At 68.7% G+C, this 14,590-nt stretch carries 15 protein-coding genes; 7 read left to right on the top strand and 8 right to left on the bottom strand.

All coding sequences use genetic code 11. The features are described from left to right. The first annotated feature begins 35 nt into the window (after positions 1-35). The 3 genes from ABD719_RS17990 (at position 36) to ABD719_RS17980 (ending at position 2,023) form a co-directional block, all read left to right on the top strand. Positions 36-389: a flagellar biosynthesis regulator FlaF gene (locus ABD719_RS17990; protein ID WP_192127303.1), complete on the top strand. Its 354-nt coding sequence runs from the start codon at positions 36-38 to the stop codon at positions 387-389. 69 nt (positions 390-458) lie between these two features. Continuing rightward, positions 459-1,040, top strand: coding sequence for an LOG family protein (locus ABD719_RS17985; RefSeq protein WP_344694739.1), 582 nt, complete (start codon positions 459-461; stop codon positions 1,038-1,040). After that, on the top strand, positions 1,037-2,023 hold the full coding sequence (locus ABD719_RS17980; RefSeq protein WP_425567211.1) for a phytoene/squalene synthase family protein: 987 nt from the start codon (positions 1,037-1,039) through the stop codon (positions 2,021-2,023). The genes ABD719_RS17985 and ABD719_RS17980 overlap by 4 nt, the downstream gene beginning before the upstream one ends. Before the next feature lie 133 nt (positions 2,024-2,156). Here ABD719_RS17980 and ABD719_RS17975 read toward each other — a convergent pair whose 3' ends face one another. The 4 genes from ABD719_RS17975 to ABD719_RS17960 are packed head-to-tail and all read right to left on the bottom strand — an operon-like array spanning position 2,157 to position 5,461. Then, positions 2,157-2,918: an exonuclease domain-containing protein gene (locus tag ABD719_RS17975; protein ID WP_344694738.1), complete on the bottom strand. Its 762-nt coding sequence runs from the start codon at positions 2,916-2,918 to the stop codon at positions 2,157-2,159. Between the two features lie 23 nt (positions 2,919-2,941). Next, positions 2,942-4,336 carry a phosphoglucomutase/phosphomannomutase PgmG gene (pgmG, locus tag ABD719_RS17970; protein ID WP_344694737.1) on the bottom strand — a complete coding sequence of 465 codons (1,395 nt, stop codon included), beginning with the start codon at positions 4,334-4,336 and terminating at the stop codon, positions 2,942-2,944. Continuing rightward, positions 4,333-4,611, bottom strand: a complete 279-nt coding sequence (locus tag ABD719_RS17965) for a J domain-containing protein (protein ID WP_344694736.1) — start codon at positions 4,609-4,611, stop codon at positions 4,333-4,335. The genes pgmG and ABD719_RS17965 overlap by 4 nt, the downstream gene beginning before the upstream one ends. A gap of 13 nt (positions 4,612-4,624) precedes the next feature. Continuing rightward, positions 4,625-5,461: a division plane positioning ATPase MipZ gene (locus ABD719_RS17960; RefSeq protein ID WP_344694735.1), complete on the bottom strand. Its 837-nt coding sequence runs from the start codon at positions 5,459-5,461 to the stop codon at positions 4,625-4,627. Positions 5,462-5,537: 76 nt separating this feature from the next. On the opposite strand from ABD719_RS17960, the gene panC reads away from it, so the two are divergent. Both panC and ABD719_RS17950 read left to right on the top strand, forming a co-directional pair. Next, positions 5,538-6,380, top strand: coding sequence for a pantoate--beta-alanine ligase (gene panC / locus ABD719_RS17955; RefSeq protein ID WP_344694734.1), 843 nt, complete (start codon positions 5,538-5,540; stop codon positions 6,378-6,380). 74 nt (positions 6,381-6,454) lie between these two features. Continuing rightward, positions 6,455-6,751 carry an SEL1-like repeat protein gene (locus tag ABD719_RS17950; RefSeq protein WP_344694733.1) on the top strand — a complete coding sequence of 99 codons (297 nt, stop codon included), beginning with the start codon at positions 6,455-6,457 and terminating at the stop codon, positions 6,749-6,751. Between the two features lie 66 nt (positions 6,752-6,817). On the opposite strand, the gene topA is transcribed toward ABD719_RS17950, so the two are convergent. The 4 genes from topA to plsY form a co-directional block, all read right to left on the bottom strand. Continuing rightward, positions 6,818-9,418: a type I DNA topoisomerase gene (gene topA, locus ABD719_RS17945; RefSeq protein WP_344694732.1), complete on the bottom strand. Its 2,601-nt coding sequence runs from the start codon at positions 9,416-9,418 to the stop codon at positions 6,818-6,820. Positions 9,419-9,502: 84 nt separating this feature from the next. Then, positions 9,503-9,856: a low molecular weight protein tyrosine phosphatase family protein gene (locus tag ABD719_RS17940; protein ID WP_344694731.1), complete on the bottom strand. Its 354-nt coding sequence runs from the start codon at positions 9,854-9,856 to the stop codon at positions 9,503-9,505. Further along, on the bottom strand, positions 9,853-10,932 hold the full coding sequence (gene dprA / locus ABD719_RS17935) for a DNA-processing protein DprA (RefSeq protein WP_344694730.1): 1,080 nt from the start codon (positions 10,930-10,932) through the stop codon (positions 9,853-9,855). The genes ABD719_RS17940 and dprA overlap by 4 nt, the downstream gene beginning before the upstream one ends. Continuing rightward, entirely contained in the window at positions 10,925-11,611 is a 687-nt protein-coding gene (gene plsY / locus ABD719_RS17930) for a glycerol-3-phosphate 1-O-acyltransferase PlsY (protein ID WP_425567210.1), read from the bottom strand. The genes dprA and plsY overlap by 8 nt, the downstream gene beginning before the upstream one ends. A gap of 111 nt (positions 11,612-11,722) precedes the next feature. On the opposite strand from plsY, the gene murI reads away from it, so the two are divergent. Then, a complete protein-coding gene (murI, locus tag ABD719_RS17925) occupies positions 11,723-12,520 on the top strand; it encodes a glutamate racemase (RefSeq protein ID WP_344694728.1) in 798 nt (265 codons plus the stop codon). A gap of 122 nt (positions 12,521-12,642) precedes the next feature. After that, positions 12,643-14,493, top strand: a complete 1,851-nt coding sequence (locus ABD719_RS17920; protein ID WP_344694727.1) for a methyl-accepting chemotaxis protein — start codon at positions 12,643-12,645, stop codon at positions 14,491-14,493. Positions 14,494-14,590: the final 97 nt, after the last annotated feature.

The following is a 14,590-nucleotide window of genomic DNA, read 5'->3' as shown; positions in this document are numbered from 1 at the left end:
TCCTAGAATAGCGTCACCCCCTGACTGGAGAGACCATGTCCCTGTCCGCGTATCAACGTGTCCGTACGCTTACGGAAACCCCGCGTGCCATGGAGTGCCGGCTGATCCGCGAGATCACCGGCGACCTGATCGGCGCGCGCGACGCCGGCGCCACCGGTATCTCGCTGGCCCCCGTGCTGTTCCGCAACCGCGAGATGTGGGGTGCATTCGGCACCGCCTGCGGCGCACGCGGCAACATGCTGCCCGATGGCCTGCGCGCATCGATCGTGTCGCTCAGCCTGTGGGTCGACCGCTATACCAGCGACGTGATCGCCGGCCGCGACGTGATCGAACCGCTGATCGACGTCAACCGGCAGGTACTGGAAGGACTGCAGAGCTTTCCGGGCTGACGGGCGCCTTCCTGCCCCCCCCGTCCGGCCCCCTTGTCCGGTCGGGATCGATCCCCTAGCGGACGGGGCATGAAACGCCTTGCCATCTATTGCGGGTCGGCCACCCCCGCCGACCCGCTCTACCTCCACGCCGCCCGTGACGTGGGCCGCACGCTCGCGGAACGCGGCATCGGCGTCGTCTATGGCGGCGGCCGCCTTGGCCTGATGGGTGCGGTGGCGGACGGCGCCCTGGCGGCGGGTGGCGAGGTGATCGGCGTGATCCCGCAGGCGCTGGTCGATGCGGAGGTCGCACATCGCGGCCTGACCGAACTCCACGTCGTCGGCGGGATGCACGAACGCAAGAGCCGCTTCACCGATCTGGCGGACGGTTTCGTCACCATCCCCGGCGGCACCGGCACGATGGACGAACTGTGGGAAGCGCTGAGCTGGGCGCAGCTCGGCTATCATGCCGATCCCGTCGGGCTGCTCAACACCGCCGGCTATTATGACGAACTGATCGCATTCTGGGCAAAGATGGCGACGGTCGGCTTCCTGCGCCCGCAGCACCGCGACCTGCTGATCGTCGCGGATACGCTGCCCGCGCTGCTCGACCGGATGGCGGCGCATGTTCCGACCCAGCCGATCGTGCGGATGAGCGCCGCCGACCTTTGACCCCGACGCCCCCTGTTACCGGACATGTTACCGGGCCTGCCCCCGGGCCGACCGATCGCGCCGCGATCGTCGTCGCCGCGCACGCCTCGATCGCGCGCGGGTCGAAAAGCTTCGCCGCCGCCAGCACGCTGTTCGATCGTCCGACGCGGGAACGGGCCTGGCTGCTCTACGCCTGGTGCCGCGCGTGCGACGATATCACCGACGGGCAGGATCACGGCCACGGCATGACCCGCGTCGACGACGCACCCGCCCGCCTCGTCGATCTGACCGCGCGGACCGAGGCGGCGCTGGCGGGCGAGGTCGTCGGCGACGTGGCGTTCGATGCGTTGCGGGTGGTCGCGGCCGAAACGCGGATGCCGCCGGCATGGCCGCGCGCGCTGATCGCCGGCTTCGCACTGGATGCCGAGGAATGGCGCCCGCGGACCGAGGATGACCTGTACCGTTATTGCTACCATGTCGCCGGGGTCGTCGGCTGCATGATGGCGGTGGTGATGGGGGTTCCGGCGGACGACGATGCGACGCTCGACCGCGCCTGCGATCTCGGCATGGCGTTCCAGCTCGCCAACATCGCCCGCGATATCGAGGAGGACGACCGCGCCGGCCGCCGCTACCTGCCCGCCGAGTGGCTGGAGGAAGCCGGCATCGCGGCGGACGAACCGCTGTTCCCGGATCACAAGCCGCATCTCGCGATCCTTGCCCGCCGTCTCGCGACCCGTGCCGCTGCGTTCGAGGAAAGCGCTAGGGCCGGCACCCCCGCCCTGCCCCCGCGCGCGGCCTGGGCGGTGCTGGCCGCCGCCAATATCTACGGCGCGATCGGTCGCACCGTCGCCGCGCGCGGTGAACGCGCATGGGATGCCCGCGTGACCACATCGAAGGCGGCGAAGATCGGCTTCATCCTGCGCGCGGCGTACGAGGCACGGGGTCGCGTTCGCCTCTATCCACCTGTCGTCCGCGATCCGGGGCTATGGACGCGGCCACGGTAAAACCGCCGTTTGAGCAAACCTGTCCGTCATTGCGGCCGTAGCGAAGCAATCCAGGGCCCCACGTGCTTGGCGCTCGATTGCTTCGCTACGCTCGCAATGACGGGATGGGTCAGGCCGCCGCGGTCATCACCCGTTACAGCAGCAGTTCCTGCGGCGTCATCCGGCCGACATGGCCACCGCCGCGCCGCCGCGCCATCTCCGTCTCCGCGGTGAAGCGGATATCGGGATCGCGATCGCCTAGGAAACCGATCAGGCTTTCCTCCTCGATCTCGCGCCATTCCTTGCCGCGATCGGGGCCGTAGCGCACGCGCGGCAGCAGGCCGGGCGCCTTCGACCATTCGATCAACTGCGCCACCGACGCCTCGTTCAGCTGGTCGCGCAGATGGTGCGCGGTGACGTAGCTGTCGGGAAAGGCACGGTGGATCGGCAGGCCGCGCTCGTGGATCATCCCCTCCGGCTTGCGCCAGTAGCGCAGCACCTGGTTGGAGAAGCTGGGGCTGTCCGGCCAAAGCCGCAGCGCGCATTTCCATGTGCAGATCCAGTCCGCACCATGCGTCAGCGACGGGGTGCAGAACTGTTCCTCGAAACTCGCGCGGTGCGCCGCCAGCGCGATGCGGCGCGGCCATGGATCGAGCACCGGCCGCGCGACATCGTGCCACCAGCGCGCGTCGGCCACGTCCTCGTCGCGGATATGGTGGATCGCCATCGTGATCGGTGGAATCGGCCGACCGGGATTGACGAGGATGCTGCCGCCCTCGCCATACAGTTCCCACCGGCCGTCCTTGCCCAGCGCCACGTCCTGCCAGCCGATCTCCAGCACCGCATGGGCAGGCGGTGCATTGCCGGTGGTTTCGAGGTCGATGACACGGATGATCTGTGGTTGGGGCGGAGGCATGGGCCCCATGTGGGTGATGAACGCTAAAAAATCGAGATGCCGGGTGCGCGCACGACGCCGCACGCCGCCAGATGCGTGTCGATCGTCGCCAGGATACGGGCAAGGCCCTCGGCATCCGTCGCCTCGGCGCGGATCGTCACCGCCGCTTCGGTGTTGGACGAACGCACCAGCCACCAGCCGTCCGCCGCCGTCACCCGCACGCCATCGGTCGTGTCGGCGGTCACCCCCGCCGCATCGAGTCGCGCCGCCACCTCGGCCACCACCGCCAGCTTGCGATCCTCCGGCACGGGGATACGCAGGTCGGGGGTCGACACGCAGGCCGGCATCGCATCGCGCAGCTCGGCCAGCGAGCGTCCGGACAGGCACACCGCCCGGATCAGCCGTACCGCCGCATAGAGCGCGTCGTCGAACCCGTACCAGTCCTGCGCGAAGAAGATATGGCCGGACAGTTCGCCCGCCAGCGGTGCGCCCGTCTCGACCATCTTCGCCTTGATCGGGCTGTGGCCGGTCCGTGCGATGCAGGGCTCGCCGCCCAGCGCCGCGATCCGGTCGAACACCGTCTGGCTCGCCTTCACGTCGGCGATGATCGTCGCGCCGGGCAGTTCGCGTAGCAGCGGTTCCGCCAGGATCGCGAGGATGCGGTCGCCCCACAATATCCGGCCCTGCCCGTCGATCGCACCGATCCGGTCGCCGTCGCCATCGAATGCCAGCCCGAGGTCGAGGCGCTTCGCGGCGACCAATGCGCGCAGGTCGGCCAGATTGGCCTCGTCACCCGGATCGGGGTGATGATGGGGGAAGCGGCCATCGGGTTCGACGTGCAGCAAATGATGCTCGCCCGGCAGCAGCGCCGTCAGCCGTTCGACCGCCGGCCCCGCCGCGCCGTTGCCGCAGTCCCAGCCGATCCGCAGGCCGCCGCCGCCGGCGATGTCCCATCCCGCCATCAGTCGCGCGACGTAATCGCCCAGCACATCGATGTCGGTGACGGTGCCTGCCCCGTCGGCCCAGTCGCCCGCCGCCGCGATGCCGGCAAGGTCCGTGATATCGTCGCCCCAGAACGGGCGATGGCCCATCACCAGCTTGAACCCGTTATGGTCGACTGGATTGTGGCTGCCAGTCACCACGATGCCGCCATCCACCCCCAGCATCGCCTCGGCATAATATAGCATCGGCGACGGGCACAGGCCGATCCGCACCACGTCGACACCTCCTGCCGCCAGCCCCTCGACCAGCGCCGCCTCCAGCATCGGCGACGACAACCGGCCATCTCGCCCCACCACCACGCGGTGGCCACCGGCATGGCGGATGCAGGTCGCGAAGCTGCGCCCGACCGCATGGGCATCCGCCGCGCCCAGCATGTCGCCGACGACGCCGCGAATGTCGTATTCGCGCAGGACGGTGGGATCGAACCGGTGACTCACCGCTCCGGCGCGATCCCGCTACCCGTCGGTCGCCCGACCAGCACATCGCGGGCGGCATTGATGCGCCGCGCCAGTTCGGTCGATCCGCCGCGATCGGGATGTACGCCCGCCAGCAGCCGGCGGTGCGCCGCCCGGATCGCCGCCGCATCCGCGCGCGGGCCGACGCCCAGCACCGCGCGCGCCTCCACCTCCTCGGCGGCCATGCGGCGCTTGCCCGACGGTTTCAGATATTTCCACGCCGCCCAGATCAGCAGGGCGGCGATCAGCCACTTCATACTGCCCGCCTCTTCACGCCGCGACGTCCGGCACGGCAGCACCGGGCACGGCGGGACCGGGCGGCACGTCCGCCTCGCCGGCCGTCACCTCGGGCAGTTGCAGCGCCGCCATCATCTCGCGCAGTTCCTGCCGCGCGGCGACATGGCCGATCCCCATCGATCCGAACTCGCGCGCGTCGATCATCGTCAGCCCCTGCGGGAACATCTCGCGATAGATCACGCGTTCGCCCAGACCGGGAATGATCCGGAACCCGACCCGCTTCGACAGTTGCGCCAGCGCATCCGACACGCGGCGCATGTTGCGCGCCTCGATATGCTGCAACCGGTTGCGCAGCACGACCCAGTCGATCGTCGTCCCGTCCGCCCGGGCGCGCTGCTTACGCGCATCCCAGATCAGCTCGGAATAGAAGGACGGGCGCGTCACCTGGAACGTGTCGGGATCGACCTGGCCGATCAGGTCGAAATCGACGAAGCTGTCGTTCATCGGCGTGACCAGCGTGTTCGACAGCGTCGCGGCGGTGCGGGCGAAGGGATCGTCGCGCCCCGGCGTATCGACAATCAGGAAATCGCAGTCGGTGATCAGCGAATGCCATGTTTCCGCAAAGAAATCCTCGCTCGCCCCGTCATGCGTCGCGTGGCGCGGCATCGGCAGGTCGATGCCGCGGCTGCGGATCGTGGCGGCGCGGTTGTCCAGATACCGGCCGACGGTACGCTGGCGATGGTCCAGATCCATGCACGACACGCGCGCGCCCCGGGCCGCCAGGGCGATGGCGACGTGGACCGCGGTGGTCGACTTGCCCGTCCCGCCCTTCTCATTGGCGAAGACGATGATATGCGGGCCGCTCGACAACGCCCATTCCCCTGTTGATCCTGACTGTTTGGCTTCATAGAAGCCCTGCCCGCATTGTTCGAGGGGGAAGTTGCCCGTGCTGACCGTCCGTGATCTGGAAGAGCTGCGCGCCCGCGTCGCGGGCTGGCGCGCGGCGGGCGACCGGGTCGCGCTGGTGCCGACGATGGGTGCGCTCCACGCCGGCCACATGGCGCTGGTGGAGGCGGCGCGACGCGGCGGGACGCGGGTGGTGGCCTCGATCTTCGTCAACCCGCGCCAGTTCGGCCCGAACGAGGACCTGGCCCGTTATCCCCGCCGCGAGATGGCGGATGCCCGGCTGCTGGCGGAGCATGGCTGCGACCTGCTCTGGGCCCCCACGGTCGAGACGATGTACCCCGCCGGCTTCGCCACCACGATTTCCGTGGCGGGGGTGAGCGAGGGGCTGGACGGTGCCGCCCGCCCCGGCCATTTCGACGGGGTCGCCACCGTCGTCGCCAAGCTGCTGGGGCAGGTCCGTCCCGACAGCGCCTGGTTCGGCGAGAAGGATTTCCAGCAACTGGCGGTGATCCGGCGGCTCGTCGCCGATCTCGACATCGATGTAGCGATCATGGGCGTGCCGACCCAGCGGGACGACGACGGCCTCGCCCTGTCCTCGCGCAACATCTATCTCGACGAGGGCGAACGTGCCCGCGCGGTCGCGTTGCCCCGCGCGCTCGGCATCGCGGCGCGTGCGATCGGGCGGGGCGAATCACCCGATGCCGTCCTCGCGGATGCCTATGCCGCGCTGCATGCCGCGGGATTCGTCGTCGATTATGTCGAGCTGGTCGATGCCGAGACGCTCGCCCCCGCCACGGCGCCGGGACGGCCGCTGCGCCTGCTGGCGGCGGCGCGGATGGGAGCGACCCGGCTGATCGACAACGTACCGGTCGAATCCGCCTGAGTCCGCGCCCGCGTTAACCATTTGGTTAAACGAATCGATGCAGGATGCGCCCATAGGAAAACCGGAGTTTCCACATGGGCAACAGCATCAAGTCCGCGCTCTTTCTGGCCGAATCCCGTCTGGCGGATGCGGCACAGGGCGATGGCAACGCACTCTACGATCTGGGTATCAGCTACCAGACCGGCACCGCCGGCGTCGCGATCGACCTGATCGAGGCACACAAATGGTTCAACCTCGCCGCCGTCGCGGGCCTTGAGGAAGCGCAGGACGCGCGCAGCGCGGTCGCCGGCGACATGACCGCCCGCGAAATCTCCCGCGCCCAGGCCGCCGCCCGCGCCTGGCTCGGCTCGATGCAGCAGGGCACGGCGTAAGACACCTTCCTCATCCTTCACACTGGAAGGATGAGGATCGCATGGCGTCGACGATCGATACCGCCGCTATGCCGCCGGCTTCTTCTTGGCCGGCGCTTTCTTGACGGCGGGCTTCCTGGCTACCGACTTCTTGGCGACCGACGTGTCTGCTTCGGGCTCCTTCTTGGCCGCCGCCTTCTTGGCGGGGGCCTTCTTTACCGGCGCCTTCTTCTTCGGTTTGGGTGCCGCTACCGCGCGCGCGTCGATCAGGCTGGCGGCTTCCTCCAGCGTCAACTGGTCGGGCGTCACCGACTTGGGCAGGGTCGCGTTCGTCTCGCCGTCGGTGACATAGGCGCCGTAGCGGCCCTCCATCACCTTCAGCTCCAGTTCCGTGCGCGGATGCTTGCCCAGTTCCTTCAGCGGCGGCTTGGCCGCGCCGCGCGCCGGGCGGCCGCCGCCCGCCGCCGCCTCGGCCAACTTGACCACCGCCGCGTTCATCCCCGTCTCGAACACGTCCGCCGTGGTCTGCAACCGGGCATATTTACCGGCATGAGCCAGATAGGGGCCATAGCGGCCGATCGAGGCGGTGATGTCCTCGCCCGTCTCCGGGTGCTTGCCGATCGTGCGCGGCAGGCTGAGCAGCTTCAGCGCCCATTCCAGATCGAGTTCGATATCCTTGGGAATCGACGCGCGCTTCGCGTCCTTGCCATCCCCCAGCTGGATATACGGCCCGAACCGCCCCGACTTGCGCTCGACCGGCAGGTCGGTCGCCGGGTCCTTGCCCAATGTCTCCGGTCCCGTATCCTCGTCGGCGCTGCCGCCCTGTCCGAAGCGGCGGGTAAATTTGCACTCGGGATAGTTCGAACACGCCACGAACGCACCGAACCGGCCGCCGCGTAGCGCCAGCTTGCCCTCGCCGCAATTGGGGCAGAGCCGCGGGTCGCTGCCGTCCGCCTTGTCGGGGAACAGATAGGGCGCGAGGAAGATGTCGAGTTCCGCGGTGATCGCGCTCGGCTGCTGCTCCATCACATCGACGGTCAGCGGCTTGAAATCGCGCCAGAACGCCTCCAGCACCGCCTGCCACTGCGCGCGGCCGCCGGACACGTCGTCCAGTTCCTCTTCCAGATCGGCGGTATAGTCGAACCCGACATATTTCGGGAAGAAGCGCTCCAGGAACGCCGTCACCAGCCGCCCGCTCTCCTCCGCGAAGAAGCGGTTCTTCTCGATCCGCACATAGGCGCGGTCCTTCAGCGTCTTGATGATCGAGGCATAGGTGGAAGGGCGACCGATCCCCAGCTCTTCCATCCGCTTGACCAGCGACGCCTCGGAGAAGCGCGGCGGCGGCTGGGTGAAATGCTGTTCGGCGTCGACGCCCTTCTTCGCGGGGGCATCGCCCTCGCGCATCCGGGGCAGGCGGCGCGATTCCTCATCCGCCGAATCGTCGGTCCCTTCCTCGTAGAGCGCAAGATAGCCGGGGAACAGCACCACCTGCCCCGTCGCGCGCAGCACGTGGCGGCCGGTGCCTTCAGCGAGTTCCACCGTCTTCCGCTCGAAGCGCGCCGACGCCATCTGACTGGCGAGCGCGCGCTTGAAGATCAGGTCGTACAGGCGGGCGTGATCGCCGCCGCCGGCCTTGTCCTTGCCGAAATCGGTCGGGCGGATCGCCTCGTGCGCTTCCTGCGCGTTCTTGGCCTTGGTCTGATATTGCCGGGGCTTATCCGGTACATAGCCCGCGTCATAGCGGTTCGCGATGGCAAGGCGCGCGGCGGAGATGGCGCTGCCGTCCATCTGCACGCCGTCCGTCCGCATATAGGTGATCGCGCCGTCCTCGTAGAGCCCCTGCGCGATCCGCATCGTGTGATCGGCGGAGAAGCCCAGCTTGCGCGCCGCTTCCTGTTGCAGGGTGGAGGTGGTGAAGGGAGGCGGCGGGTTGCGCGTGCCGGGCTTCGTCTCGACCGACTGGACCGAGAAGCGCCCCTCCTCGACCGCGGCCTTCGCGCGCAGCGCATCGCCCTCGTTACCGATCGACAGCCGGTCGAGCTTAGTGCCCTCCCACTGGACGAGGCGCGCGGTGAACGGCGTGCCGTCCTGCTCCATTTGCGCGGTGACGGACCAGTATTCCTGCGCGCGGAACGCCTCGATCTCGCGCTCGCGCTGCACGATCAGGCGCAGCGCCACCGACTGGACGCGGCCAGCCGACTTGGCACCGGGCAGCTTGCGCCACAGCACCGGCGAGAGCGTGAACCCGACGAGGTAGTCAAGCGCACGGCGCGCCCGGTACGCGTCGATCAGATCGGTATCCAGTTCGCGCGGCGCCTTCATCGCCGCCAGGATCGCCGGCTTGGTGATGGCGTTGAACGTCACGCGCTGGACGTCCTTGGGCAACGCCTTGCGCCCGCGCAGCACCTCCTGCACGTGCCACGAGATCGCCTCGCCCTCACGATCGGGGTCGGTCGCCAGGATCAGGCGGTCGGCGGTCTTCGACAGGTCGGCGATCGCCTTCAGCTGCTTGGCCTTGTCCGCGTAATTCTCCCACTCCATCGCGAATCCCTCGTCGGGGTTCACCGATCCGTCCTTGGGCGGCAGGTCGCGGACATGGCCGTACGAGGCGAGAACCCGGTAGTCGCTGCCGAGATATTTTTCGATGGTCTTCGCCTTGGCGGGCGATTCGACGATGACGAGCTGCATAAGCGGTCGATGATGTCCTTACGTGTACGCGCGAGGGTGGCGACGACCACCTGCCCGCGTCAAGCGGCGGCTATCAACGTCCGATTACCGTTTTGGTGCGCGGGCAATCCCACCCTTCGGCAAATGGCGAGCCATGCGGGTCCGCAACAGCCGGATCAGCGCCGGGTCCATGAATGAATAGTCGTCGGGAATGTCGAGGCAGATGATCCGCTTGCCGGCCAGCGTGCGACGGTGACGTTGCCGAACTTTGCTGCGATGCGCCTTTTCCATCACCACCACCACGTCGGCCCATTCGATGAGTTCATCAGTCAATGGGCTGTCCGCATCGTGATTCGTGCCCGCCGACGATACCTCGATCCGGTCGTCGTCCGCGAATATCTGTTCAGCGGTCGGACTGCGCAGCCGGTTTTGGCTGCACACGAACAGGAAATTCTTCACCGCCAGCTCACCCGTCCGCCGGCATGGCGATCGATCCGGCCCGCCAGTTCCAGTTCCAGCAGCACCATCTGCACCGCCGAAGATTCGTGGCCTGACTGGCGGACCAGTTCGTCGACCGGCACCGCGGCATGGCCGATCAGTCCGGTCACGACGACGCGGGCGGCATCGTCGGCATCCTCCGGTGGCGGCCCGGCATAGGCATCGGCAGGGGCCCGCACCGCACGGGCATCGATCGGGCGGATCTGTTCCAGCACGTCGGCGGCGGACTGGATCAGGATCGCCCCCTCGCGGATCAGGCCGTTGCAGCCTTGCGCGCGGGGGTCGAGCGGACTGCCGGGCACCGCCATCACCTCACGCCCCATCTCCACCGCCAGCCGCGCGGTGATGAGCGAGCCGGAACGCGGCGCCGCCTCCACCACCACCGTCCCCTGCGCGAGGCCGGCGATGATGCGGTTGCGATAGGGGAAGTGCCGGGCGCGCGGCTCCGTCCCCGGCGGCTGTTCGGCGAGCAGCAGTCCGCGCGTCGCCACCTCCTCCTGCAAGGCGGCATTCTCGGGCGGGAACACCACATCAATGCCGCTGGCGATCACGCCGATGGTAGCGCCGTCGATCGACCCGACATGCGCGGCGGTGTCGATCCCGCGCGCCAGGCCGGAGACGACCGTCACCCCCGCCGCCGCCAGATCGTGCGCCAGCGCGCGGGCGAAGCGGCAGGCGGCGGCGGAAGCGTTGCGCGCGCCGACGATCGCGACGCACGGCCGCCGCATCAGGCCCGTGTCGCCGCGCCGGATCAGCACCGGCGGCGCGTCGTTCAGCTCGGCCAGCAGGGGCGGATAATCAGGATCGCCGATGAACAGATAGGTCGCGCCCAGCGCCGCGACCCGCGCCTGTTCGCGCCGTACCGCGCCCTCGTCCGCCGGCACCGGTGCGGTGCCGCCACCCCGCCGCGCCAGCGTCGGCAACGCGGCCAATGCCCGCTCCGCATCGCCGAACCGCGCCAGCAGATGCCGATAGGCGACCGGGCCGATCCCGTTCGTCCGCAACAGGCGCAACCGCGCCGTCGCGGCGTCAGTCATGTTGCCGGATTTCGGCGCCGGTGGCAGTATCGGCATCGGTATCGGCGACATCCCGCCCGCGTCCACGCCCGATCCGCGGTTCGGTCCCGTCCAGCAGCCGCTCGATATTCTCGCCATGCTTCCAGATCACCAGCAGCGCCAGCGCCAGCAGCATCAGCACCAGATCGAAGCGTCCGAACAGCGCCGCGGCCAGCGGCGCGCTGATCGCCGCCGCCATGCCCGCCACCGCGGAGATGCGGATCGTCGCCAGCAGCCCCAGCCAGACGACGGCATAGACCAGCCCGACCGGCCAGTGCAGCGCGACGACGATACCCATCAGCGTCGCCACCCCCTTGCCGCCGCGGAAGCGCAGCCACACCGGATAGCAATGGCCCACGAACGCGCCGACCCCGGCCAAGGGCCCCTCACCCGGCCACAAATGCGCGACGAGCAGCACCGCGCCCGCGCCCTTCAGCAGGTCGAGCAGCAGCGTCGCCGCCGCCAGCCCCTTGCGGCCGGTGCGCAACACGTTGGTCGCACCAATATTGCCCGATCCGATCGACCGCAGGTCACCCGCCCCGCCCAACCGGGTCAGGATGATGCCGAACGGGATCGATCCGAGCAGATAGCCGATCAACAGGGCCAGTGCGGGTGCCGTCCAGAGGATTTCCGTCTGCAATGTTTTCCCCCTTCGTTCCATCATAACGCGGGCACGGGCAGTGTCCACCGATCCAGGTCAATCACCCTGCCGTCCGGGCGGTAGTGGCGGCAGCGGTGGCGGCGGGGCGACCGGATCGCTAGGTGAGGGATCATGATCGACGATCGCCCGATCCTGTTCTTCGATTCCGGGGTCGGCGGCCTGTCGATCGTCGCGCCGGCGCGCGCGCTGCTGCCGCAGGCGCGATTCGTCTATGCCGCCGACTCGGCGGGATTTCCCTATGGCATCCGGACGGAAGAGGAGATCGCGGCGCGCGTGCCGGTGCTGCTCGGCCGTCTGGCGGAACGCTATCGCCCGCGGCTGATCGTGATCGCGTGCAACACCGCCTCGACGATCGCACTGCCCGCCATCCGTGCCGCGCTCGACCTGCCCGTGGTTGGCACCGTTCCCGCGATCCGGCCCGCCGCGCTCATCAGTCGCACCCGCACGATCGGGGTGCTCGGCACGCAGGCGACCGTGCGTCAGGCCTATGTCGACGATCTCGCCATGCGCTTCGCCGGGGACTGCACCGTACTGCGCCACGGCTCCGCCGATCTCGTCGAGCTGGCGGAGGCGACGCTGCGCGGCGAACGCCCCGATCCCGCCCGCTTCGACGCGGTGCTGGCCGGGCTGTTCGACCAGCCGGGCGGCGAGGCGATCGACGTGATCGTCAACGCCTGCACCCATTTCCCGCTGGTCGAAGCGCAACTTGCCGCCGCCGCCCCCCGCCCCGTCCGCTTCGTCGACGGCGGCGACGGCATCGCCCGGCGCATCGACGCGCTGACGCAGGGGCAGGACTGGCCGGCCACTCCGGGTGAGGGCATCGCGGTCTTCACCCGTCTGGGTGACCGCGAACGCGCGTTGACGCCGGGTCTGGCGATACGGGGGTTCACGACGATGCAGGAACTGTAGGAGCGACCCGCCCGGAGATTGCACCCGATACGGACCCTTAACCCTGCCATGCGATAAGCGGCAGGGTGAGCATGGTACAAGCCCTGTACGCCGGATTGTCCGCCCGGTGGCTACCCGTCAGGATGGCAGGGGATACCCGATTCGCGCTGACGGTGCTGCTGTCCAGCCTGCTGGTGACCGCCTTTCTCAGTTCCGGCCTCGTCATCGGCCTGCTGATCCACGACGCCAATATCGACGCCAACCGGCTAGCCGCGGCAACCGTCGCCGGCGCGGTGGACCGCGAACGCTCCCGCATCAGCAACGAGACGTTCATCAATTCGCACTGGGATACCGCCGCGGACAATGTTTACGGGACGATGAACGCCGCGTGGATCGAATCGAACTACGGAACGCCGATCGCGCGCAACTACATCATCGATTCGGCCGGGCAGACGCTCTACGGCCATCTGCCGGGTGGAACGGTGCCGCCCCTCCACAAGATGATCTCTCCGGCCACCCTGAAGGAAATCCTCGCCCGGCTGCCCGCTACCGAGGCGGAGGCCCGCAAACGCGGCGACGCGATCGTGGTGCCGGCCCGCTTCGGCACCCTGCCCGCACTGATCGGGTTCTCCCCGATCATCCGGGAAAAGGGGCCGGCGGTCCAAGACCGGCGGACATTCCGGATCTTCGTCGATATCCGCGTGCTCGATGACACGATCCTGCGGGAATGGTCGACCGGGTTCGGCCTGCCCAACCTGCGGTGGGTCGCGATGGCGGGGCGCGAGCGGCCCTATCCGTCCACCGATCTGTCCGAATGGAGCGGCCGGGTGCTCGGAATCATCGCCTGGGATCGGTTGACGCCCGGACTCAAGGCGTTCTTCGAGATCCTGCCCCTGATCCTGTGTTCCACGATCCTGTTTCTGGCGATATCTCTCCTGTTGATCCGGCGCGTCCTGCGGCTGAACATGGAACTGGAGGCCAGGTCGGCCGCCGCCGGGTCCGCCGCCGCCGAGCAGCGATCCGCACGCCTCGCGGCAGAGAACGCCCTGGCCGAGGCCCGTCGCGCCCGGCAGGAGAGTGAGCATCAGGCGCAATGCCGGATCGCCGCCGAGGCGCGGCACCGGGCCGAGATGGCGACGGCGGCGGGCGCGGTCGCGGACCGGTTGCAGGAAACGATCGTGGCGCTGATCGACAAGCTACGCACTGCGGCGAGCGATCTCGACATCAGCGCCGACCGGACGCTCGCCACCATCGTCGACCAGCAGCAGCAGGCGGAAACTGCTCATATCCTGTCGACCCGCACCAGCGAGATGACGTTCGGGATGCTCAACCGGCTGCGGTCTATCGCGGCCGCCGTCGACACGGTGAGTGAAACTGCGCGCGAATCGGCCGGGATGGTCATCGAGGCCGCCCGCCATTCGGCCTCCGCCCAGGCAGCGAACGTGACGCTGACCCGCAGCGTGACCAGCATCCGGGAGGCATCCCGGCATATCGGCGACATCAGCCGCGCCACCAAGCTGCTGGCCCTGAACGCGACGATGGAGGCGGCCCGCGCCGGCGACATGGGCCGCGGTTTCGCGGTCGTCGCGCAGGAGGTGAAGAGCTTCTCGCAACAGACCGAAAACACCACGCGCAACATCGCCGACCGGATCGAGGACATTACCCAGGCCACCGATTCGGCGGTCAGCGTGGGCACCGCGCTCGGCACCGCGTTGCAGGCGGTGACCTCGTCGGCGCTCCAGACGATCGAGATGACCGGCCAGCAGCACGTCGCCAACGTCGAACTCCAGAAAATGATCGTCACCATCGAAACCGCCACCGGCGAGGCACGCGAGGCGCTCGCCTCGCTCGATGGCACCTTCGCGCAGACCGCGACGATGGCCCATGCGACGCGCCTCATCAGCGCCGACATGCGCGACCGTACCGAAACGCTGCAACGCGAATGCGAACGGATCGTGGCGATGCTGCGCCAGCCTGTCCGCGTGGCGGCATGATGCGGTCCCGTAGCGTCCGGCCCGTACCCTCCGCCCATGGTCGCCCGCGCCAAGCGTGAATGGATCGCATCCGGAACGATCACGACGCCTGATGGTT

Origin of the sequence: Sphingomonas cynarae, assembly GCF_039537815.1 — a bacterium.
GTDB classification, from domain to species: domain Bacteria; phylum Pseudomonadota; class Alphaproteobacteria; order Sphingomonadales; family Sphingomonadaceae; genus Sphingomonas; species Sphingomonas cynarae.
The sequence above is the reverse complement of the archived record's forward strand: the minus strand, read 5'-3'. Positions and strand labels throughout refer to the sequence as shown.

What these genes read in the sequence shown, in the direction of transcription:
- ABD719_RS17965 (WP_344694736.1), bottom strand. Translation starts at nt 4,611, where the DNA reads ATGAAGTGGCTGATCGCCGCCCTGCTGATCTGGGCGGCGTGGAAATAT.
- dprA (WP_344694730.1), bottom strand. Translation starts at nt 10,932, where the DNA reads ATGACTGACGCCGCGACGGCGCGGTTGCGCCTGTTGCGGACGAACGGG.
- ABD719_RS17990 (WP_192127303.1), top strand. Translation starts at nt 36, where the DNA reads ATGTCCCTGTCCGCGTATCAACGTGTCCGTACGCTTACGGAAACCCCG.
- ABD719_RS17975 (WP_344694738.1), bottom strand. Translation starts at nt 2,918, where the DNA reads ATGCCTCCGCCCCAACCACAGATCATCCGTGTCATCGACCTCGAAACC.
- ABD719_RS17920 (WP_344694727.1), top strand. Translation starts at nt 12,643, where the DNA reads ATGGCAGGGGATACCCGATTCGCGCTGACGGTGCTGCTGTCCAGCCTG.
- plsY (WP_425567210.1), bottom strand. Translation starts at nt 11,611, where the DNA reads ATGGAACGAAGGGGGAAAACATTGCAGACGGAAATCCTCTGGACGGCA.
- ABD719_RS17985 (WP_344694739.1), top strand. Translation starts at nt 459, where the DNA reads ATGAAACGCCTTGCCATCTATTGCGGGTCGGCCACCCCCGCCGACCCG.
- topA (WP_344694732.1), bottom strand. Translation starts at nt 9,418, where the DNA reads ATGCAGCTCGTCATCGTCGAATCGCCCGCCAAGGCGAAGACCATCGAA.
- ABD719_RS17950 (WP_344694733.1), top strand. Translation starts at nt 6,455, where the DNA reads ATGGGCAACAGCATCAAGTCCGCGCTCTTTCTGGCCGAATCCCGTCTG.
- murI (WP_344694728.1), top strand. Translation starts at nt 11,723, where the DNA reads ATGATCGACGATCGCCCGATCCTGTTCTTCGATTCCGGGGTCGGCGGC.